The organism is Erythrobacter sp. HKB08 (genome assembly GCF_004114695.1).
In the GTDB taxonomy this organism is placed as follows: Bacteria; Pseudomonadota; Alphaproteobacteria; order Sphingomonadales; family Sphingomonadaceae; genus Parerythrobacter_A.
Genome location: NZ_CP035310.1, coordinates 454,394 through 473,873 on the forward strand (window position 1 = coordinate 454,394; position 19,480 = coordinate 473,873).

Sequence of the window (19,480 nt, forward strand, 5' to 3'; positions counted from 1 at the left end):
GCAGGCAGGCGGACTGGTGGTCTTTGCAGCGATATACTTCGTGATCCCGATCGAGCTGGCACTTTCGGCCATCGGGGCGAACTGGCAGCAGATCGGGATCTCCTACGCGGTTCTCTACGGAGTGATCGGGCTGGTCGGCCTCGGCGGCCACACCTCGGGCGAAAAGATCGGCTGGATCATGATCCTCGGCATGTTCTTCACCATTCCCGGCATCCCGGTGCTGTGCCTGCTGCTGAAGGGTTTCGGGGTCGCCACCTGACACGGCACGGCGAACGTTGATCTGCATCAATGACAGGTGGGCCGCAAAGAACCATCCTGCCTCCATGATCGAAATCGAGCGCCTGTCCGGCAGCGCCCACCGCATGGTGGTGATCGCCCAGTTCGACCAGTCCGATGCCGAGAAGCTGGTCGCATTCGCACGCGAGCGCCTCGACGCGGGCGGCTGCGGCAATTTGCTCATCGACGTGACATCGGTGAGCGACTTCACCTTCTCCGCCGTCGCCATCGAAATGGCGCATGTGCCGACGCTGGTGAAGTTCATCTACTCGCTCGGCAGGATTGCCGTCATCTCCGACGATGCATGGGTCCGCACCGGCGCGCGCCTCGAAAGCGCATTGCTGCCCGGCGTGGCTTACGCAGTCTACGACGACGACGAGGCCGATGCCGCGCGCGCATGGGTGCTTGGCGAGAGCGAAGGCGCGCATGCAGGGGCAGTCAGCGAGATCGAAATCGGCAAGCCCGGTATCCTCGCCTTCGAACTGGCGGGCCGGCTCGACCGCGAGGAATCCGAACGCGCCATCGCGCTGGTGCGCAAGCGGCTCGACGAAACCGGATCGTCGCGCTTCATGCTGGTCATCCGCAACTGGCACGGCTTCGACCTCGACCGCTTGGCGAGCCGCGAGGTGTTTTCCGGCAAGCTCGAGGTCGCGCGCAAGCTCGAACGCTATGCGATCGTCGGCGCGCCGAAATGGGTCGGCAAATATGCCGAGTTCACCGGGCTGTTCGTCGACGGCGAGATCAAGGCGTTCGACCTCGACCAGCAGGACGATGCGATCGCCTGGCTCGAAAGCTGAGGCCTAGCGTCTTTCCCTGAAGAACCCGCGCAGCATCTCCGCTGCCTGTTCTTCCCCCATGCCCGAATAGACTTCCGGCCGGTGCAGGCATTGCGGATGTTCGAACACGCGCGCGCCGTGGTCGACCGCGCCGCCCTTGGGGTCGGGTGCGGCGTAGTAGAGCTTTGCAATGCGCGCGTGGGAGATCGCTCCGGCACACATGGCGCAAGGCTCCAGCGTGACCCACAATTCGCACCCTTCGAGCCGCTCGTTGCCAAGTGCGCTCGCCGCCTCGCGGATCGCCGCGATCTCGGCATGGGCGGTCGGGTCGTGCGATTCGCGCGGATGGTTGCGGCCGCGCCCGATGACCTCGCCATCGCGCACCACGACGGCCCCGATCGGCACCTCGCCGGCCTCGGCAGCCTCTTGCGCGAGGGCGAGCGCCTGTTGCATGGGATCGGGAAGCGGCCAGCGGGTCATCGCAATGCCGCTAGCCCGCACCGCGCCGGGGCGCAACTTGGCTTGACGATTCGCCCCCTCACCGCTATGCGCGCGGCCTTCCGGGAAAACCCGAGTTTTTCATAGGGCCACCGAATCGCTTTGGCGGCCCGTAACTGCGAACGAACGAGAGATATCATGTCGCGCATTTGCGAACTGACCGGCAAGGGCCGCCAGGTGGGCAACAATGTCAGCCACGCCAACAACAAGACCAAGCGTGTCTTCCTGCCGAACCTGCAGAACGTCACCCTGCTGAGCGAAAAGCTCGACCGCAGCTTCAAGTTCCGCGTGTCGACCCAGGGCCTGCGCTCGGTCGAGCACAACGGCGGTCTCGACAACTGGCTGCTCAAGACCAAGGACGAGAAGCTGAGCTCGCGCGCCCTCAAGGTGAAGCGCGAACTCAAGAAGGCCGTCAAGGACGCTGCATGATTCGGGTGCGGTCAGGACATCCGTCCTGACCTTGCGGCACCGAACCATTGCAATAATGCTCAAGGGCGCGTGGCTCTGCTGCGCGCCTTTTGCTTTGCCTGCGATCCATCTGGCTTGGGCACCCAGCGCAGTTTCGCCAGGAGCGTACGCTGCAGCGTCGCATTGTTGTCGTCCGAGATCATCCAGAGGACGAAGCTGCCGTCCTCCTGCGGCACGACAGCCAGCCCCTCGTAATTGTCCTGCGGCAGCGCATCGCCGAAGTCGGCGAGCAACTCGCCGCTCCATTGCGCATCTTCTTCGAGACCGCGCGGATCGGCGATGAGGAGGCGGCTGCGGAAACCGGGCGGGATGCCCCATACGAGCTTCCTCGCAAGGATCAGCACGCGCCCGTCAGGCAGCGTCGCCATATCGACCGGGCGGAAGCCATCGGCCAGTTCGATAGCGAACCGCTGTGCCTTGGCGCCTTCCGTCGGGTCGCCGTCGAACACCAGTCCCGTATGGACCGAGCCGAACAGATTGCGCGGCCCTTCCGACAGCACGACGAAGCGTCCGTCCGGCAGGCGCGTCATCGCTTCGGCCCCCGAATTGGCCCCGAAGGCCTGCATGCGTTCGGGGCGCACCTGCGCCTCCAGCTCAAGCGCGCTCGTGCGGCGCTCGATCGTGTTGGTGCCTTCATAGGCGAGCCAGATCGTGTCGCTGTCCGGATCGCGCGTCATCGCTTCCACGTCGACCAACCCCTTGCGCGTGGTCGAATCGCCGCCGGTCCTCCCGAAGCGCGGTGCAATGGCTGCGTCGGATGGATCGAAGCGCAGGTAACGACCCGCATCGCTCGCAGCGAGCAGGCTGCCGTCATCGAGCGCGACAAGTGCGGAATAGCTGCCGAAGTGGCTGTTGGGGGTGGTCAGCTCCCACACCGCCTCGACCGTGATTTCACCCAGCTTCGGGCGCGCGACATCGAGTTCCCGAGCACCTAGGATCGACCGCTCGTCGAATGGCCTGGATGCACTGCGCAGGAATGTGCCCGGCGCGAGCGCCAGTGCCAGCAGGAGGGTGAGAATTACGCGGCGCATTGCCATGCCGCCCCCGAGTTCGCGCGCGACTTACCGGTCAGTTCATCGGCCCGGCGAACAGCAGGGGATCGAGCCGCGCGTCGCGCCACTTGATGCCCCAATGCAGGTGCGGGCCGGTCGCGCGGCCGGACGAGCCGATATTGCCGATATACTGGCCCTGCTCGACCCGCTCGCCCTCCTTCACCGCGATCTTCGAGCAATGCAGGAAGGCGCTGTTGAGGCCGTTGCCGTGGTCGATGATGAGCAAATAGCCTTCGAGGCTGAAAGGCTGCTCGGTCGCCAGCACGACAACCCCGTCGGCCGGGGCGACGAAAGGCGTGCCGCTGCCGCCGGTCGCGATGTCGATGCCGGAATGGTAGCTGCCCGGCTCGCCGCGATAGATCCGCTGGGAGCCGAAGCGGCCCGAAATACGCCCCTTCACCGGCCAGATGAAATCCTGCGTCCAGCCCTGGCTGTCGGCATTCACGCTGCGCGCGGCATTGATCTTTTCGAGTTCGGGTCGGCGGCGCTCCATGAAGGACGCGCTCGGACCGCCGCTGCGGCGCGCGACATTGACCCGCTCGATATTCCACGCGCGCTCCGAGACCGGAATCTCGCGGGTGATCGTGCGGCCGTCGGCGAGAGTTGCGACCAGCGTCTTGGCCGAACCGGCGTCGCGGTCGAAAGCCGCGAAGAAGCGGCGATTGCCGTCGAGCATCAGCGGCTCGCCGTCGATCGTCACCGATACGGTCCCGCGCGGTGCGGAGCCGCGCAGCCAGCCACCTTGCGTGATCTGGCCGTCGAACTGGAATTGCGGCTCGACCGGCATGGCGATGTCGTCATCGTCCGCCACCGCATCGGCGGCTGCGAGCGTGGTGCCAGCCGTATCGTCGTCCGCCTCGCCGCCCGCCGCAGCAGTGCAGGCGACCAGGGTCAGGCCGAGCGCACCGGCAAGACCGGCAAGACGGAATGGCGAGATGGAAATCATTCGCGGCCCGACAGGCGGCGCGTAGCGACAGCGGCGCTGGCGTAGGGCTCCTGATGCTCGACGCTCCAGTAGCGGAGCTCCTCGAGCGGGACGATCTCGCCCGTCACCGCACAGGTGACGTGCTGGCCGGGCTTGAGCACACGGAAGCCGTTCGGCCCGTAGGCGAGCTTCGCTTCTTCGTTTCGGGATGACATCAACATGGGTGCGCCTCTAGCATTGCCGGTGGTCGGTCTCAATCAATCGAACAAGTCGTCCTGCGCGGGCGAGGTTCCGGATTGCTTGCGTTTCCTGGCTGTGTTGGCAGGTCGTGCTTGAGCAGGGGCTGAATGACCCGCTTTTGCATGAGCGGCGGAACCGAGCGGGGCTGCAGAAATCGAACCGTCGGCGAATTCCACCTCGAAGCTTTCCGCACTGCCCGCGACCTTGGCGCTTCGGATGAGTTCGCCCGCCTTGTCCTTCACCAGCACGAAGCCGCGCGCCAGCGGTGCTTTCGGATCGAGTGAGGCATGCAGCCGAGCCAGCGCGGCAAGCCGCTCGGCTGCCCGCGTCGCGCGGTCCTGCAGCAGTTCGGGCCGCAGGCGCAGCGCGGACAGGCGATCGCCTGCGCGTGCGAGCCGCTGGTTGAGCATGGCGGGCGAAAGGCGCAGTGCCCCAAGTCGCTCGCGCCCCCTCGCAGCGGAATCGTTCAACCCGCGGCGCAGGCGCTCGGCCAGATCGTCGAGCTTCTGGGCCTGCGGCTGGAGCAGTGTTTCGGGCGTCGGCAGTCGCTCGGCGCGCGCAGCCAGCCGTTCGCGCCCGAGCGAGACCGGGCGCAGGATCGCGCGCTTCTTGCGCAGGGCGAAGTCGTCGAGCGTTGCGGAGAGTTCCGCCCGCACCGGCACCGCCATTTCCGCCGCGGCGGTGGGGGTCGGGGCCCGGCGGTCGGCAGCATAGTCGGCCAGCGTCGTGTCGGTTTCGTGCCCGACTGCGGAGATCACGGGGATCGGCGATTCCGCAATGGCGCGGACCACGATCTCCTCGTTGAAGCTCCACAAATCCTCGATCGAGCCGCCGCCGCGTGCGACGATCAGCAGGTCGGGCCGAGCGACCGGGCCGCCCGGTTCGATCGCGCCGAAGCCGCGCAGGGCAGCTGCAACCTGTTCGGCGGCGCCCTGTCCCTGCACCAGCACGGGCCAGACGATGACATGGCTCGGGAAACGGTCGGCAAGGCGGTGGAGGATGTCGCGGATGACCGAGCCGGTCGGCGACGTCACGACACCGATGGTGCGCGGCAGGAACGGCAGCGCCCGCTTGCGCTCGGGCGCGAACAGGCCTTCCGCCGCCAGCCGGGCGCGGGTCTTTTCCAGAAGGGCGAGCAAGGCACCCTCGCCCGCGACTTCCATCCGGTCGATCACGATCTGGTATTTCGAGCGACCGGGATAGGTCGTCAGCTTGCCGCTCGCGACCACCTCCAGCCCGTCTTCCGGGTTGAACGGCAGCCGCCCGGCATTGCCGCGCCACATCACCCCGTCGATCACCGCCTTCTCGTCCTTGAGGGCGAGATAGAGGTGGCCCGATGCTGCGCGCTTCACGCCCGAAAGCTCGCCGCGCAGGCGCACGAAGCCGAAGCGATCCTCCACCGTGCGCTTGAGCAGGGTCGAAATCTCGGTGATCGTGAGCGGCGCGGCGTTGTCGCCCTGCTTCTCGCGCGCTACCAGCCCGCCATTGCCGTCACTGGGATCGGGAGAAACCATGAATATCCTTCTGCTCGGATCGGGTGGGCGCGAACATGCGCTGGCCTGGAAGCTGGCGCAATCCCGCCTGCTCGCTGGAGACGAGGATAGGTTGTACGCCGCGCCGGGCAACCCCGGTATCGCCGATCATGCCCAGTGCATCGATCTCGATACGGCGGACCACGGCGCGGTCATCGCCTTTTGCGAGGGCGAGCGTATCGGCCTCGTGGTGATTGGCCCGGAAGCGCCGCTGGTCGACGGGCTCGCCGATTCGCTGCGCGAGGCCGGGATCGCCGTGTTCGGGCCTTCGAAAGCCGCCGCCCAGCTCGAAGGCAGCAAGGGCTTCACCAAGGACCTGTGCGAGCGCGCCGGCATACCGACTGCCGGCTATGTCCGCACGACCTCGCTCGACGAGGCGGTCCGCGCGCTCGACACTTTTGCCGCTCCCTATGTCCTCAAGGCCGACGGCCTCGCGGCGGGCAAGGGCGTGGTGATCGCCGCGACCCGCGAGGAAGCCGAAGCCGCGCTCGCCGACATGTTCGGCGGCCAGTTCGGCGAGGCTGGCGCGGAAGTCGTGATCGAGGAATTCATGGAGGGCGAGGAAGCGAGCTTCTTCGCGCTGACCGATGGCGCGACGATCCTGCCCTTCGGCACCGCGCAGGACCACAAGCGTGTCGGCGACGGGGACGTCGGCCCGAACACCGGCGGCATGGGCGCCTACAGCCCGGCCCCCGTGCTCGATGCGACGCTGTGCGGCGAAGTGCTCGAACGCATCGTCGTGCCCACGGTCAAGACCATGGCTGACGAAGGCATGCCCTATTCGGGCGTGCTCTACGCGGGCCTCATGCTGACCGAGGAGGGGCCCAAGCTGATCGAATACAATTGCCGTTTCGGCGACCCGGAATGCCAGGTGCTGATGATGCGGCTGGAAAGCGACCTCGGCGAACTGATGCTCGCCTGCGCCAACAATGCGCTCGGTGCGCAGCCGCCGGTCAAGCGCTCGCGCCAGACCGCGTTGACCGTCGTCATGGCAGCGAACGGCTATCCCGGAACGCCTGAAAAGGGCGGCGCAATCGATCTCGGCGAGGCCGAAGCTGGCGGCGCGAAAGTCTTCCATGCAGGGACCAAGCGCGAGGGCGAGCAGCTTGTTGCGAGCGGCGGCCGTGTGCTCAACGTGACCGCGATGGGCGACAATGTCACCGCTGCACAAAAGGCAGCCTACGAAGCGGTCGATGCGATCGACTTCCCGACCGCTTTCTGCCGCCGCGACATCGGCTGGCGCGAGATCGAGCGCGAGGCGAAAGGCTAGGCCGGTTTGACGCCGCGCAATTGCACGGCGCTGCGGCGCGTCCTAGACTGATCGCCCTTCGAGGAGCTTTCGACCATGCGTTCCATCCTGATTGCTGCCCCTGCCTTCCTTCTCGCCGCATGCCAGTCTTACGGTTCGGCCAGTGAACCGAACTCGGCAAGCGAGGCTGAAATCGTGAAGGAAGGGCCGAGCTGGGAGATCGAGGATATCGCCTTCGCGCAGGCCGCGTGCGGCGGGTGCCATGCGGTCGAGGACCCAGGCCTGTCGCCCAATCCGGAATCGCCGACTTTCGCCGAAATCGCGCGCCGCCGCGGTGTAACGCAGGCGACGCTGGCGACTTACCTGCGCGATGCGCACAATTATCCCGAGGCGATGGACTTCGAGCTGACCCAGCAGCAGGCAGACGCACTCGCCGCCTATATGATGACGCTACGCTGAGGAGCAGTTCGCGCTCAGCCAGTTGATAGCCGCCTGCTCGGCATCGGCCGCGGGCGTTTCGATATCCGGCACGATCGGTCCGTCGGCCACGCGCTCGAGCCGGTCGGCGGCATTGGCCACGGTCACCACCAGCCGCGCTCCGTCGCTCAGCGGGAAGGTCATGTTGGCGGTGCTGAACCCGCCCGAAGGCTGGCCGAAGCTCCGCACGCCTTCGCGCCCGATCAGCGCCAGCGCGACCATCTCGCCAGCACTGATAGTCCTGCGGTCGAGCAGCACTGCGACCGGCGCATCTTCGTTGGCTAGCCTGAAAGCGGGGCCAATCGCGGGATCAACCTCGCGCGCGCCCATGATGCCTTCCTCGGTCCGGGTCCAGGGCACCAGCCCGGTCTTGGTCACGAAATAGCCGAAGGCGCCTTCGCCGAGCAGCGGGTCGAGCCCCCACAGCATCGGCCACATATTGCCGCCGGTATTGCCGCGCAGGTCCACGACCCAGCCGCATGTGGCTTCGCTATCGAGCCGGGAGAGCGCCTGTTGCAGCGCGAGGGAATATTGCGATGCCAGCTCCTGCCCGCCGCGCAGCATGTTGAGCTGCGGAATGCTGACATAGCCCACGCCCTCATGCGCCATGCGCCCTTCGGGCAGCGGCGGGGCCTTGGGTTCGGGAGCGTCGGGACCGTTCTCGCGGCGATCCTGTTCGAGCACCTGCGGGGTGATAAGGAAGCTGTGCTTCTCGCCCAATTCGTCGATCAGCAGGCGGATCGCGAGATAGGTGTCACCGGTCGTCTCGGCGTCTTCGATCAGCCCGCGAGCGCGCGGTTCGAGCTGCGACCAGTCGACCGTCTCGGTCTTGTAGTGCCGCTCCTTCAGGAGCTTTGCGGCATGGTCGAAATAGGCTGCCGCCTCTTCGCTCGGCGCGGCGCTGAGCGGCGCGGCAAGCGAGGTGACCAGGCATGTGAGCGACAGGGCAATGAAACGCATGGCGACCTCCCGCCACGCGCTCTACCGCCTTGTTCCTGAACGGCAAATGGCCGCCGGATCAGCCGAGCTTTTCGGCCATCAGCGCCTTGAGATCGACTTCCGGACGCGGACCGTAGTGCGAAATCACTTCGGCCGCCGCGATCGCGCCGCGCTTGAGGCACTGCTGGAGGCTTTCGCCCTTGGCGTGGCCCGACAGGAAGCCTGCTGCGAACTGGTCGCCCGCGCCGGTCGTGTCGACGACCTTGTCGATCGGCTCGGCGGCGACTTCGGCGCGCTCGCCATTGGCAACCGCGATGGCGCCCTTCTCGCTGCGGGTCGCAACGAGGACCGGCACCTTCGGCGCGACGGCTTCGACGCCCGCATCGAAATCCTCGAGGCCGGTCAGCGTCGCCAGCTCGTGCTCGTTGACGAACAGGATGTCGATCACGCCGTCGTCGATCATCGAACGGAAATCGTCGCCATGCCGGTCGATCACGAAGCTTTCCGAAGCGGTGAAGGCGATCTTGCGGCCTGCGTTGCGGGCAACGTCGATCGCCCGGCGCATCGCGCGGCGCGGCTCTTCCGGATCCCACAGATAGCCTTCGAGATAGAGGATCGCGCCGCTGGCGATCAGTTCCTCGTCGAGCGCGTCGGCCGGCAGGTACTGGCCCGCGCCGAGGAAGGTATTCATCGTGCGCTCGCCATCGGGGGTGACGAAGATCAGCACGCGGCCGGTCGCCGGTTCGCCTTCGCGAGCGGGGGTGTCGAAATCGATGCCGGTTGCGCGCATGTCGTGGCGGAAGACTTCGCCGAGCTGGTCGTCGGCGACCTGGCCGATAAAGGCACACTGCAGGCCGAGAGTCGACAGGCCCGCGAGCGTATTCGCTGCCGAGCCGCCGGAAACCTCGCGCGAGGGCGGCATGGCCGAATAGAGTTCCTTCGCCCGGTCCTCGTCGATCAGCGTCATCCCGCCGCGGTTGAGCTGCAATTCTTCGATCAGCTCGTCCTGGCAGGATGCGATGACATCGACCACGGCATTGCCGATTGCGATTACGTCGTAACGGGGCTCGGTCACTGGGAAATCCTTGAATTCGGGAAAATGTGCCGCGCGCCTAGCCGCTATGGCGGCTCAGGCCAAGGCTTTGCGATTGACAGGGGGCCAAAAGCGGATTGAAGACGGACGGGATGATTTCCCTCCCCGCCGCAATGGGTCGCGCCGTCAGCCAGCTGAGCGATCCTGCCATCCTCAAGGTCCTGGTGAAGAGCGTGGCGATCACGCTCGGTATCCTCGTGGCCTTGGGGATCGCTGCCGGCACCGGGGTGGAAGCGCTGATCAGTGCCTATCGCTATGATTTCGGGGCGGAAATCGGCGCCATCGTCGCCGTGCTGCTGACCGTGGTCGGCGGCTGGCTGCTGTTTCGCGTCATCGCGCTGGCGGTCATCCAGTTCTTCGGCGACGAGATCGTGAAGGCGGTCGAGACGAAGCACTATCCCGATGCCCTAGCCAGTGCGCGCACGCTGACCTTCCGCGAAGAGCTGGTTGCGAGCCTCAAGGCGACCGGGCGCACTATCGGCTTCAACCTGCTGGCGTTCGTCGCCGCTATCCCGCTGATCGTCACCGGCGTCGGGCCGGCCATCGTGTTCTTCCTCGTCAACGCCTGGCTGCTCGGGCGTGAGCTGCAGGAACTGGCCTGGACGCGCCACCGCCACGATCCGGCTGCGCCCGCCCCGATCGGGCGGTTCGAGCGGCTGGCGCTCGGCGCGACCATCGCCGGGCTGCTCGTCATCCCGGTCGTCAACCTCATCGCTCCCGTCATCGGGGCAGCGACCGCCTGTCATCTCGTCCATCGCAAGAAGGAGGCGGCACGCGCCGCACCCGCCAATGCTGCGTAGAATTTCCCTCCTCGCCCTGCCCCTGCTGGCAGCCTGTTCGACCGTCACTCCGCCGCCGAGCCCCGGCACGACGCCCGATGCGCCGGTCACCCGCTCGCAGCCCTATGTCCCGCCGCCGCAGACGCAGCGCCCGGTCCAGCCGAGCACGCCGGGCGGTTTTCGCGCACCGCGGGTCATGAACCTGCCGGGTGTCGAAGGGCTGATCGGAGCCAATGCCGGGCAGATCACGCGCCAGTTCGGCGAACCGCGGCTCGATGTGGTGGAGGGCGATGCCCGCAAGCTGCAATTCAGCGGCGAGGCCTGCGTGCTCGACATCTATCTTTACCCGCTGTCGCCCGGAGCGGAGCCGACCGCGACCTATGTCGATGCGCGGCGCGCGTCCGACGGGCTCGACGTCGACCGGGTATCGTGCGTGAGGGCCCTGCTGCGCCGCTAGAAAAAGTAACTTGGATTTAAGGCTCTTGCGGCATCTTGGCGCGCGAAGACCGAGGGGCCAGCACATGAGTTTCCAGTTTAAAGAACTTGCACGTTCCGTCGCAGCCGACGGCCAGATCACGCCTGAAGAGCTGCTCGCACTGCGCCGGCTCGGCTGGGGCGATGGACAGATCACCCGCGAAGAGGCCGAGGCGATCGTCGAAATCAACCACGCCCTCTCCGAAACGAGCGGCGAGTGGGTCGACTTTTTCGTCGAGGCGCTGGGCGAATTCGTCCTCAACGGGACCGAGCCGCGCGGCATGTGCGACGAGGCGGAAGCCCAGTGGCTGATGTCCGCCCTCGACCAGGACGGCCGGCTCGAATCCATGGCCGAGCTCGAACTGCTCGTGCGGATCGTCGAGAAGTCGCGCAACGTGCCCCCCAGCCTGAAGAACTATGCCCTCAAGCAGATCGAGGCTGCCGTACTGACCGGCACCGGCCCGACCCGCTGCGGCGGCGAGCTGTCCGACCAGCACATAACCGGCGCCGAATGTCGCCTGATGCGCCGCATCATCTTTGCAAGCGGCGGCCATGGCCCGGCAGCGGTCACTCGCTACGATGCCGAAATGCTCTTCCGCGTGAAGGGCGAGACTCTCGGCGCGAACAATTCGCCCGAGTGGAAGCAGCTGTTCGTCGACGGGGTAGCGAATTACCTCAAGGGCTTCACGCTCGCCAATGCGCAGCTCGAACATGCCGTGATGAAGGACCTCGAAGCCTTCATTGCCGACAGCGAGGCCAGTGTCGGGCGCTTCATGGCGCGCATGGCCCGCGAAATGCCGCAGGTCCGCAACCATGTCGGCAAGGTGTTCGGCCACAAGCGTGCCGACTGGGGCTATACCGAGCGGGAAGCCGAGGGGAACATCGTCACCAATGCCGAGACCGAATGGCTCGAAAAGATGATCAATGCGGACGGCGAAGTGGACGAGCTCGAAAAGGCGCTGCTCAAGCGGCTCGAGGAAGACCTCGCCTGATCAGACCATAAAGCTTTCGCCGCAGCCACAGGCTCCCTTCGCATTGGGGTTTTCGAACACGAATCCGGCGGTGAAGTCGTCTTCCACCCAGTCCATCGTGCTGCCGACGAGGTAGAGCACGCTCGCCCCGTCGATGTAGAAAACGCCGCCGGGCGTTTCAATCTTCTCGTCGAACCCGGCCTCCTCGGTCACGTAGTCGACCGAGTAGGCGAGGCCCGAGCATCCGCGGCGCGGGGTCGAAAGCTTCACGCCGATCGCATCGTCGGGAGCCTGTGCCATCAGGTCGGCGACGCGCCGTTCGGCAGCGGGCGTCAGGGTGACCGCGGCGGGTCGTTCGCGCAGGGTCGCCTTGTCGGCCATCACAGCATCCCCAGTTCGAGCCGCGCTTCGTCGGTCATCTTGTCCGGGCCCCACGGCGGATCCCACACGAGATTGACCTCGGCATCGCGCACGCCCGGTACGCTTGCGGCGCGCAGTTCGACTTCGCCCGGCATGCTCTCGGCAACCGGGCAATGCGGCGTGGTGAGCGTCATGGTGACGATCACGCCAGCCTCGTCGTCGACCTCGACTCCGTAGATCAGACCGAGGTCGTAGATATTGACCGGGATCTCCGGGTCGTAAATTTCCTTCAGTGCGTCGATCACCGCCTGCTGCAGTTCGCCGCCGGGGCCGCCGACAGCTGCGCTTTCCGGCTTCTTCTGGAGGAAGCCTTCAAGGTAGTCGCGCTTGCGCTCGACCTTTTCGCTCATGGTTTCCACCGGTGTATCATCGACAGCGTCCTCGACCCGCGCACGCTTGGGCGGTTCGACATTGTCGACCTCTTCGACGGTGAACTTGGTGCCTTCGCTCATCCGAAAATCCTCTGGGTACGTTCGATCCCGCGCAGCAGCGCCTCGATATCGCTTTCGTCCGAATAGAGCCCGAAACTCGCGCGGGCGGTCGCGGGAACGCCGAGATGTTCCATCAGCGGCTGCGCGCAGTGGTGCCCGGCGCGGATCGCGACATTCTCTTCGTCCAATATGGTGCCGAGATCGTGCGGGTGAACCCCTTCCATCACGAAGGAGACGATCCCCGCGCTTCTTTCCGGCCCGAGCAGGCGGATCGAATTGATCCGCGACAGCGCCTCGCGCGTCTGGGCGGCAAGGCCGCTCTCGTGCTCGAACAGGCGCTCCATCCCGATCGCGTCGACATAATCGATGGCGGCATGCAGCGCGATCGCCTCGGTGATCATTGGCGTGCCCGCCTCGAAACGCTGCGGCGGCGGAGCATAGGTCGTCTTCGCGAAAGTGACCTTGTCGATCATCGAGCCGCCGCCCTGCCACGGGGGCATGGCATCGAGCAGTTCCTCGCGCGCCCACAGCGCGCCGATCCCGGTCGGGCCGTAGAGCTTGTGGCCGGAGAAAACGAAGAAGTCGCAGTCGAGCTCGTTCATGGCGAGACGCATGCGCGGCGCGCTCTGGCAGCCGTCGAGCAGCAGCTTCGCGCCGACTGCGTGCGCGGCCTTCGCCGCCCGTTTCGCACCCAGCACCGAGCCGAGCACGTTCGAGACATGCGCGAGCGCAACCAGCTTATGCTTGTCGGTCAGGTTCGCTTCGAGCCAGTCGAGGTCGATCAGCCCATCCCCGGTAAGCGGGCAGACGTCGATTTCGGCGCCCACGCGCTCGGCGAGCATCTGCCAGGGCACGATGTTCGAGTGATGCTCCAGCACGGAGAGCATGATGCGGTCGCCCGCGCCGATGTTCGCTTCGCCCCAGCTGGCAGCGACGAGGTTGATCCCCTCGGTCGCACCGCGCACGAAGACGACTTCGTTCTCGCTCGATGCACCTAGGAAATCAGCAGTGCGGCGCCGCGCGGCCTCGTAGGCGAGCGTCATCTCGGCCGAGCGCGAATAGACCCCGCGGTGGACGGTTGCGTAATCCTCGCCCAGCGCGCGGCTCATCGCTTCGATCACGGCTAGCGGCTTCTGCGCCGTCGCGGCCGTGTCGAGATAATGCCAGACCTTGCCTTCGCGGGTCTTCATGCCCGGAAAGTCGGCCTTGCGGTCGAGGATCACCGTTTCGCTCACAGCGAAGCATCCTCCAGGCTCGCCAGCGCGGCTTCGAGCAGGCGCTCGCGCTCAGCCTCGTCCTCGAGCGAGACCAGCGCATCGGCGATGAACGCCCGCACCAGCAGCGCCTTGGCGGCCTGCGGCGGGATACCGCGCGCGGCCATGTAATAGCGCGCCATTTCGTCGAGCTGGCCGACCGTTGCGCCATGCGCGCATTTCACGTCGTCGGCGAAAATTTCGAGCTGCGGCACGGCATTCGCGCTCGCCCCCTTTTCGAGCAGCAGGCCCTTGAAGTCCTGCGCGGCGTCGGTCTTCTGCGCATCGCGCACGACATCGATCGAGCCGAGGAAATTGCCGCTCGCACGGTTCCAGTGGACGGAGCGCACGACCTGGTTGCTGGTCGCCTCGGGTTCGGCATGGACGGCGTGGGTGACGAATTCGCGCACCGCCTCGCCGCCGCCGATGGTGACGCCGCCGAATTCGAAATGCGCGCCCTTGGCGAGCCGCACCTCGACTTCGACACGGCAGGACGCATTACCCGCGATGACGACATGCCATTCGGCCCGCGTGCCTTCGCCCAGCGTCAGCCGGTAGCGATGCAGCTCGGCCTTATCGGAGCCGACGACGAGCGCCTGCCGGTGCTCCTCGCCCGCAGCCAGCGTGACCTCCTGCCATGCGTCGAGCGCGCCGCTGCCGAGGCTTTCGAGCGCTGCCGTATCGGCATAGCGCCAGGCCTCGTCCTTGCGCGTTGGAAGGACCGCTGCCTCAGGCATCGGCCATCACCGCATCGTAGCCTTCGTTCTCGAGCCGCAGCGCGAGTTCCGGACCGCCCGTCTGGATGATCCGCCCGGCGGCGAGCACGCTCACCCGGTCGGGCTTCACCACGTCGAGCAGGCGCTGGTAGTGGGTGATGAGCAGCACGCCCTTGTCAGGCGCGCGCATGATCGCATTGATCCCCTCGCCCACCACGCGCAGTGCATCGATGTCGAGGCCGGAATCGGTCTCGTCGAGCACGGCGAACCTGGGATCGAGGATACCCATCTGGACCATCTCGGCGCGCTTCTTCTCGCCGCCCGAAAAGCCGACGTTCACGTTACGCTTGAGCATTTCCATGTCGAGCTTGAGCAGCTCGGCCTTTTCCTTCGCGAGCTTGAGGAACTCGCCGCCCGAAAGCGGTTCTTCCCCGCGCGCCTTGCGCTGCGAATTGAGCGCTTCGCGCAGGAACTGTACGTTGGAGACGCCCGGGATTTCGACTGGGTACTGGAAACCGAGGAACAGGCCTGCAGCGGCGCGTTCGTGCGGTTCGAGATCGAGCAAATCCTGCCCCATGAACTCGACCGAGCCGCCGGTCACTTCGTAACCCGGCCGGCCGCCGAGCACATAGGCCAGCGTCGACTTGCCCGCACCGTTCGGGCCCATGATCGCATGAACCTCGCCCGCCTTCACTTCGAGCGTGAGGCCGTTGAGGATCGTCTTGCCGTCGATTTCGGCGGTGAGGTTGTCAATCTTTAGCATGGTCGTTCCTGCTGTGGCGCTGGCGCGGGGCGCTCTGGCGCTGGTGTTCGCGGCGGGCTTCGCGCTTGTGAGCGATGCGTTCGCGCATGACGATGGTGAGGCGCTGGAGCACCTCGTCGATGTTCTCGAGAATGTCCTTCGCCGGAATGCGCATCACGCGGATGCCGACGGCTTCGAGGCTCTTGTCGCGGCGCTTGGCGAGCGCTTCGTTCTGCCCTTCCTCGTCGATCGCGAGCGCGAGGCCGAGGTTGTGGCAATTGAAGTCGACGATGGCCGAGCCGACCACCGCAAAGCGCTTGAACGTATAGCGCCCGAGGTCGGCCTTGGAGAAACGCTCCGCCAGCGCGGTATGGGCCTCGGTCGGGAAACGGCGCATCTCGCGCGCCTGCTCGTGCAGCGCATCGAGCCGCTTGTCGGAAATCTCCCAGCCCCGGCCCTTCTTCTTGAGATGGGGCGCGGTGTCGGCGGTTTCCGAGGGATCGCGTAGTCCGAGGGTCTTGCGGTTGGTCATGAATTTGCCGTCGATCCAAAGAATTGAGCCATGCCGAAGACAAATCCGGCTGCAATCAGGATTGCTACAGCGCCCCCGGCCAGAGCTTTGGCAATATTGCTGAAGTAGTTTTCCGGCAGACGTCCTTGCGTGGCCGCAGGCGCCTCAGGCAGGAAATGCGCTGATATGTTCTGGCTGGAGCTTATGTCACTTTCCGCCTGCTTGACGGTATCCAGAAGGAATTCGATCATTTCCCCGTTCTGCAGCGTGAGTTCGGCTGCAGGAAATGCGCCCTTGGCATCGGACAACTCACAGATCGCCAACTGAACCAAGGCGGCGGCGAGGATGGATCCGGTATGGTTGCGCGCCGCGAATCCGAGGTAAGTGTTGCCAAACTGGGGGTCGTACGGTGGCCACCCTTCTTCTTTGCTCATCTCTGCGCGCGGGATGACGTGGTAGTCGAAGCCAGTCTCCCGCCCATCAATCCTGACCGGGGTCCAGAAAGAGTGAGCTTCGTCGGCAAGATCGAACCCGTCGAAGAACGCAACCGAATAGCCTCGCTGGGCCAAGTGTTCGATGACGCGTCTAGCGCTCGGGATCGAGGCACGATCCAGATAGAGTTCGGTTTCGAGAAGGCTCAACCCACACTCCCTTCGAGGCTGATCGCCAGCAGCTTCTGCGCTTCGACGGCGAATTCCATCGGCAGCTCCTTCAGCACGTCCTTGGCGAAGCCGTTGACGATCAGTGCCACGGCCTCCTCCTCGTCCAGACCGCGCTGCATGGCGTAGAACAGCTGGTCGTCGGAGATTTTCGACGTGGTCGCCTCATGCTCGATCTGGGCGCTGGGGTTCTTCACCTCGATATAGGGCACGGTGTGCGCGCCGCATTCCGAGCCGAGCAGCAGGCTGTCGCACTGGGTGAAATTGCGCACGCCGTCGGCATTCGGCCCGACGCGGACGAGGCCGCGGTAGGTGTTGTTCGACTTGCCCGCCGAGATACCCTTGGAGATGATGGTCGAGCGGCTGCCACGACCGTTGTGGATCATCTTCGTGCCGGTATCGGCCTGCTGGTAATTGTTGGTCACCGCGACCGAGTAGAACTCGCCCACGCTGTCTTCGCCGTTGAGCACGCAGGAGGGGTACTTCCACGTGACCGCGCTGCCGGTTTCGACCTGCGTCCAGCTGATCTTGGACCGGTCGCCCTGGCACAGCCCGCGCTTGGTCACGAAATTGTAGATCCCGCCCTTGCCTGTCGCATCGCCGGGGTACCAGTTCTGGACGGTCGAGTACTTGATTTCCGCATCTTCCATCGCGACCAATTCGACCACTGCCGCGTGCAGCTGGTTCTCGTCGCGCATCGGCGCGGTGCAGCCTTCGAGGTAGCTGACGTAGCTGCCCTTCTCGGCAACGATCAGCGTGCGCTCGAACTGGCCGGTGTTTTCGGCATTGATGCGGAAATAGGTGCTGAGCTCCATCGGGCAACGCACGCCTTCCGGCACGTAGACGAAGGTCCCGTCGGAGAAGACCGCGCTGTTGAGCGTCGCGAAATAGTTGTCGCGCTGCGGCACGACGCGGCCGAGCCACTTCTTCACCAGCTCGGGGTATTCCTTGATCGCTTCTGAGATCGACAGGAAGATGACGCCCGCCTTCTTCAGCTCTTCGCGGAAGGTGGTCGCGACACTGACCGAATCGAACACCGCATCGACCGCGACCTTGCGCGCGCCCTTCACCCCGGCGAGCACTTCCTGCTCCGCCACGGGAATGCCGAGCTTGTCGTAGACTTCCTTGATTTCGGGATCGAGCTCGTCGAGCGATTCCAGCTGCGGCTTCTTCTTGGGCGCCGCGTAATAATAGGCGTCCTGGTAATCGATCTTGGGATAGCCGAGCTTGGCCCAGTCCGGCTCTTCCATGTCCTGCCACAGGCGGAAGGCCTTCAGGCGCCAGTCGAGCATCCATTCCGGCTCGCCCTTCTTAGCGGAAATGAACCGGACGGTATCTTCGTTGAGGCCCTTTTCGGCGAACTCGGTCTCGATCTCGCTCGACCAGCCGTGTTCATATTCGGCAGCCTTGGCGGCAGCCTCCTTCGCCTCGCGGTCCATCTCGGGTCGATCCTGCAGGTCGACGTCTTCGCTCATGCCACTTCCTTCTGCGCCGCAAGCTGCGTCAGCGGGATATCCGCCAGCGCGCCGCGCAGCGCCTCGTTCACTACCGGCCAATGGGGTTTGACCGCGCAATTATGGTCGACCGCACAATCTGTGCCGTCGATGCAGGCGGTAAGGGCAATCGGCCCTTCGACGGCCTCGACGATGTCAGCCACGGAAATCGCCGCCGCCGGACGGGCGAGCTGCAAGCCGCCCTTCGCCCCGCGCACCGAGCGCAAGAGGCCGGCCGCGGTAAGCTTGCTCACCAGCTTCTGCACGGTCGGTGCAGGCAGGCCGGTTTCGGCCGCAAGCTCGGACGCACTGACCCTGCCCCCGCCGCAATGGCGGGCCGCCTGGGTCATGGTGACCACGGCATAATCGGCAAGGTTCGACAGGCGCATCGGCTCTTCAACGGCAATTAAGACTGAATCGTTCCGAATTGCAGCTAGTGCGCAAAGCCGCCGTTTTCAACGCAAAACGCCTTGTTGCGAGTCGTTAGCAGCTTGTGCCTGGGCGCGTGGGTTCAGTCCGTAAAATGGCGCAGCGGGTTGAAGTTCTTGAGTTGCAGGAGGACTTGCAGGATCGGGTCCGACGGACCGCCGAGGCGCGAGGGTGTATAGCCGCAGAACCGGCGGATCTCGCGAACCATGTGCGGCTGGTCGTAGAAGGCTTCCGCGATCTGCGCTTCCTCCTCGTCGGTCAGGTCCTCTTTCGCCAGCAGCGCCGATGCCCGGACCGCGCGGAACTTGCGCGCGAGCGAAGCGGGCGGGAAGCCGAAATAGCGTTCCACCAGACGCTCGGCCTGGCGGCGCGAGTAAGCGAGGTTCGCGAAAAGATCATCGACGTCGGGATAAAGCGACTTTGCAATCCAGCGCAGGGTGGTTTCGATCAGCTTCTCATGGCGCGGAGGCAGGGCGCGCAGGCGCGGCTCGATCCAGTCGGACAGCCTGTCGCATGCTTCCTTCCCATCGATTTCCCCGGCACGGTAGGCGGTGTTGAGGTCGTGGGAGAAAGAGCTGATATCGGGTCCGAGCAATGTCTCGGCAGGCTTGATCCGGTCGAGGAATTCAGGCGCAGGCGTATCGGTCAATGCTGCCCAGCCGAGAGGCGAGAGCGATGCGCCATAGACGTGCCACGGGCCGCTGATCCGGAACGGAACGGCGGTGGTGAAGCCGCAAAACACATAGGCATCGCCCCTGACCGGGTCGGTCCCGGTAGGGAACTGCATTTCGCCTGCACCGCGCGGGAACATGACGAGCTGCCCCAGCGCGCCGGGATGCCGGTCCTCGATGATCTCGTCCTCCCAGATGAAATGGAAGTAGGCGAGGACGTGGCGCGCAAGGCGTTCGGGCGGATCGTAGTAGGTGAGAGAAAAACGGGGTGACATGACTAACCGGTTGCGACCCCGCTTCCATCAAGCCACCCCGAGTGCTGTCGATGAGAACACCGCGTACTCGAGATCGACAGACCCCCCGGGGAGCCCTTTAGCCAAGTGAAGTGCAATTCCATTGTATGTAG

General features: G+C 65.4%; 25 protein-coding genes. 8 read left to right on the top strand and 17 right to left on the bottom strand.

Annotation, left to right across the window (positions count from 1 at the left end; translation table 11 throughout):
• Nucleotides 1-16: 16 nt before the first annotated feature.
• A complete protein-coding gene (locus tag EO245_RS02145) occupies nucleotides 17-259 on the top strand; it encodes a hypothetical protein (RefSeq protein ID WP_128891383.1) in 243 nt (80 codons plus the stop codon).
• 64 nt (nucleotides 260-323) lie between these two features.
• Entirely contained in the window at nucleotides 324-1,073 is a 750-nt protein-coding gene (locus EO245_RS02150; RefSeq protein WP_128891384.1) for an STAS/SEC14 domain-containing protein, read from the top strand.
• 3 nt (nucleotides 1,074-1,076) lie between these two features.
• Here EO245_RS02150 and tadA read toward each other — a convergent pair whose 3' ends face one another.
• Nucleotides 1,077-1,532 (bottom strand): tRNA adenosine(34) deaminase TadA, encoded by a 456-nt coding sequence (tadA, locus tag EO245_RS02155; protein WP_128891385.1) that lies wholly within the window; start codon nucleotides 1,530-1,532, stop codon nucleotides 1,077-1,079.
• Between the two features lie 156 nt (nucleotides 1,533-1,688).
• Here tadA and rpmB point away from each other — a divergent pair, with 156 nt between their 5' ends.
• Nucleotides 1,689-1,979: a 50S ribosomal protein L28 gene (rpmB, locus tag EO245_RS02160; protein WP_128891386.1), complete on the top strand. Its 291-nt coding sequence runs from the start codon at nucleotides 1,689-1,691 to the stop codon at nucleotides 1,977-1,979.
• A gap of 59 nt (nucleotides 1,980-2,038) precedes the next feature.
• On the opposite strand, the gene EO245_RS02165 is transcribed toward rpmB, so the two are convergent.
• From EO245_RS02165 to xseA, 4 genes are read right to left on the bottom strand one after another with little or no spacing between them, the layout of a single operon-like run.
• Entirely contained in the window at nucleotides 2,039-3,055 is a 1,017-nt protein-coding gene (locus EO245_RS02165; RefSeq protein WP_128891387.1) for an esterase-like activity of phytase family protein, read from the bottom strand.
• A gap of 31 nt (nucleotides 3,056-3,086) precedes the next feature.
• On the bottom strand, nucleotides 3,087-4,016 hold the full coding sequence (locus EO245_RS02170) for a M23 family metallopeptidase (protein WP_128891388.1): 930 nt from the start codon (nucleotides 4,014-4,016) through the stop codon (nucleotides 3,087-3,089).
• A complete protein-coding gene (locus EO245_RS02175; protein ID WP_128891389.1) occupies nucleotides 4,013-4,216 on the bottom strand; it encodes a DUF2093 domain-containing protein in 204 nt (67 codons plus the stop codon). The genes EO245_RS02170 and EO245_RS02175 overlap by 4 nt, the downstream gene beginning before the upstream one ends.
• A 36-nt stretch (nucleotides 4,217-4,252) precedes the next feature.
• On the bottom strand, nucleotides 4,253-5,749 hold the full coding sequence (gene xseA, locus EO245_RS02180; protein ID WP_128891390.1) for an exodeoxyribonuclease VII large subunit: 1,497 nt from the start codon (nucleotides 5,747-5,749) through the stop codon (nucleotides 4,253-4,255).
• Here xseA and purD point away from each other — a divergent pair.
• Together purD and EO245_RS02190 are read left to right on the top strand one after the other, a co-directional pair.
• Entirely contained in the window at nucleotides 5,748-7,037 is a 1,290-nt protein-coding gene (purD, locus tag EO245_RS02185) for a phosphoribosylamine--glycine ligase (protein ID WP_128891391.1), read from the top strand. The two genes, xseA and purD, sit on opposite strands and share 2 nt — an antisense overlap.
• 75 nt (nucleotides 7,038-7,112) lie before the next feature.
• A complete protein-coding gene (locus EO245_RS02190; protein WP_128891392.1) occupies nucleotides 7,113-7,475 on the top strand; it encodes a cytochrome c in 363 nt (120 codons plus the stop codon).
• Here the strand turns inward: EO245_RS02190 and EO245_RS02195 are convergent.
• Nucleotides 7,467-8,453 (bottom strand): S41 family peptidase, encoded by a 987-nt coding sequence (locus tag EO245_RS02195; protein WP_128891393.1) that lies wholly within the window; start codon nucleotides 8,451-8,453, stop codon nucleotides 7,467-7,469. The genes EO245_RS02190 and EO245_RS02195 overlap by 9 nt on opposite strands.
• 58 nt (nucleotides 8,454-8,511) lie before the next feature.
• Nucleotides 8,512-9,507, bottom strand: a complete 996-nt coding sequence (locus EO245_RS02200) for an adenosine kinase (protein ID WP_128891394.1) — start codon at nucleotides 9,505-9,507, stop codon at nucleotides 8,512-8,514.
• 131 nt (nucleotides 9,508-9,638) lie between these two features.
• Between EO245_RS02200 and EO245_RS02205 the strand changes: the two genes are divergently transcribed.
• The 3 genes from EO245_RS02205 to EO245_RS02215 all read left to right on the top strand — a co-directional run bounded on the left by EO245_RS02205 (nucleotide 9,639) and on the right by EO245_RS02215 (nucleotide 11,770).
• Nucleotides 9,639-10,325 (top strand): EI24 domain-containing protein, encoded by a 687-nt coding sequence (locus EO245_RS02205; protein ID WP_234026935.1) that lies wholly within the window; start codon nucleotides 9,639-9,641, stop codon nucleotides 10,323-10,325.
• Nucleotides 10,315-10,761, top strand: coding sequence for a hypothetical protein (locus EO245_RS02210; RefSeq protein ID WP_128891396.1), 447 nt, complete (start codon nucleotides 10,315-10,317; stop codon nucleotides 10,759-10,761). Before EO245_RS02205 ends, EO245_RS02210 begins: the two co-directional genes overlap by 11 nt.
• Nucleotides 10,762-10,825: 64 nt before the next feature.
• Nucleotides 10,826-11,770 (top strand): hypothetical protein, encoded by a 945-nt coding sequence (locus EO245_RS02215; protein WP_128891397.1) that lies wholly within the window; start codon nucleotides 10,826-10,828, stop codon nucleotides 11,768-11,770.
• On the opposite strand, the gene EO245_RS02220 is transcribed toward EO245_RS02215, so the two are convergent.
• From EO245_RS02220 to EO245_RS02265, 10 genes are all read right to left on the bottom strand, one after another.
• The gene (locus EO245_RS02220) at nucleotides 11,771-12,130 is read right to left on the bottom strand and encodes an iron-sulfur cluster assembly accessory protein (protein ID WP_128891398.1); all 360 of its coding nucleotides are present in this window, start codon (nucleotides 12,128-12,130) and stop codon (nucleotides 11,771-11,773) included. It abuts the gene before it with no gap.
• Nucleotides 12,130-12,621 (bottom strand): SUF system Fe-S cluster assembly protein, encoded by a 492-nt coding sequence (locus EO245_RS02225; protein ID WP_128891399.1) that lies wholly within the window; start codon nucleotides 12,619-12,621, stop codon nucleotides 12,130-12,132. The genes EO245_RS02220 and EO245_RS02225 overlap by 1 nt, the downstream gene beginning before the upstream one ends.
• Nucleotides 12,618-13,790, bottom strand: a complete 1,173-nt coding sequence (locus EO245_RS02230; protein WP_128893424.1) for a cysteine desulfurase — start codon at nucleotides 13,788-13,790, stop codon at nucleotides 12,618-12,620. Before EO245_RS02230 ends, EO245_RS02225 begins: the two co-directional genes overlap by 4 nt.
• Nucleotides 13,791-13,831: 41 nt before the next feature.
• A complete protein-coding gene (locus tag EO245_RS02235) occupies nucleotides 13,832-14,590 on the bottom strand; it encodes a SufD family Fe-S cluster assembly protein (protein ID WP_128891400.1) in 759 nt (252 codons plus the stop codon).
• Entirely contained in the window at nucleotides 14,583-15,332 is a 750-nt protein-coding gene (gene sufC, locus EO245_RS02240; protein ID WP_128891401.1) for a Fe-S cluster assembly ATPase SufC, read from the bottom strand. Before sufC ends, EO245_RS02235 begins: the two co-directional genes overlap by 8 nt.
• The gene (locus EO245_RS02245; protein ID WP_128891402.1) at nucleotides 15,319-15,843 is read right to left on the bottom strand and encodes an endonuclease domain-containing protein; all 525 of its coding nucleotides are present in this window, start codon (nucleotides 15,841-15,843) and stop codon (nucleotides 15,319-15,321) included. The genes sufC and EO245_RS02245 overlap by 14 nt, the downstream gene beginning before the upstream one ends.
• Nucleotides 15,840-16,463 (bottom strand): hypothetical protein, encoded by a 624-nt coding sequence (locus tag EO245_RS02250; protein WP_128891403.1) that lies wholly within the window; start codon nucleotides 16,461-16,463, stop codon nucleotides 15,840-15,842. Before EO245_RS02250 ends, EO245_RS02245 begins: the two co-directional genes overlap by 4 nt.
• Nucleotides 16,460-17,956: a Fe-S cluster assembly protein SufB gene (gene sufB, locus EO245_RS02255; RefSeq protein ID WP_128891404.1), complete on the bottom strand. Its 1,497-nt coding sequence runs from the start codon at nucleotides 17,954-17,956 to the stop codon at nucleotides 16,460-16,462. Before sufB ends, EO245_RS02250 begins: the two co-directional genes overlap by 4 nt.
• The gene (locus tag EO245_RS02260) at nucleotides 17,953-18,363 is read right to left on the bottom strand and encodes an SUF system Fe-S cluster assembly regulator (RefSeq protein ID WP_128891405.1); all 411 of its coding nucleotides are present in this window, start codon (nucleotides 18,361-18,363) and stop codon (nucleotides 17,953-17,955) included. Before EO245_RS02260 ends, sufB begins: the two co-directional genes overlap by 4 nt.
• Nucleotides 18,364-18,485: 122 nt before the next feature.
• Entirely contained in the window at nucleotides 18,486-19,349 is an 864-nt protein-coding gene (locus tag EO245_RS02265; protein ID WP_128891406.1) for a helix-turn-helix domain-containing protein, read from the bottom strand.
• Nucleotides 19,350-19,480: the final 131 nt, after the last annotated feature.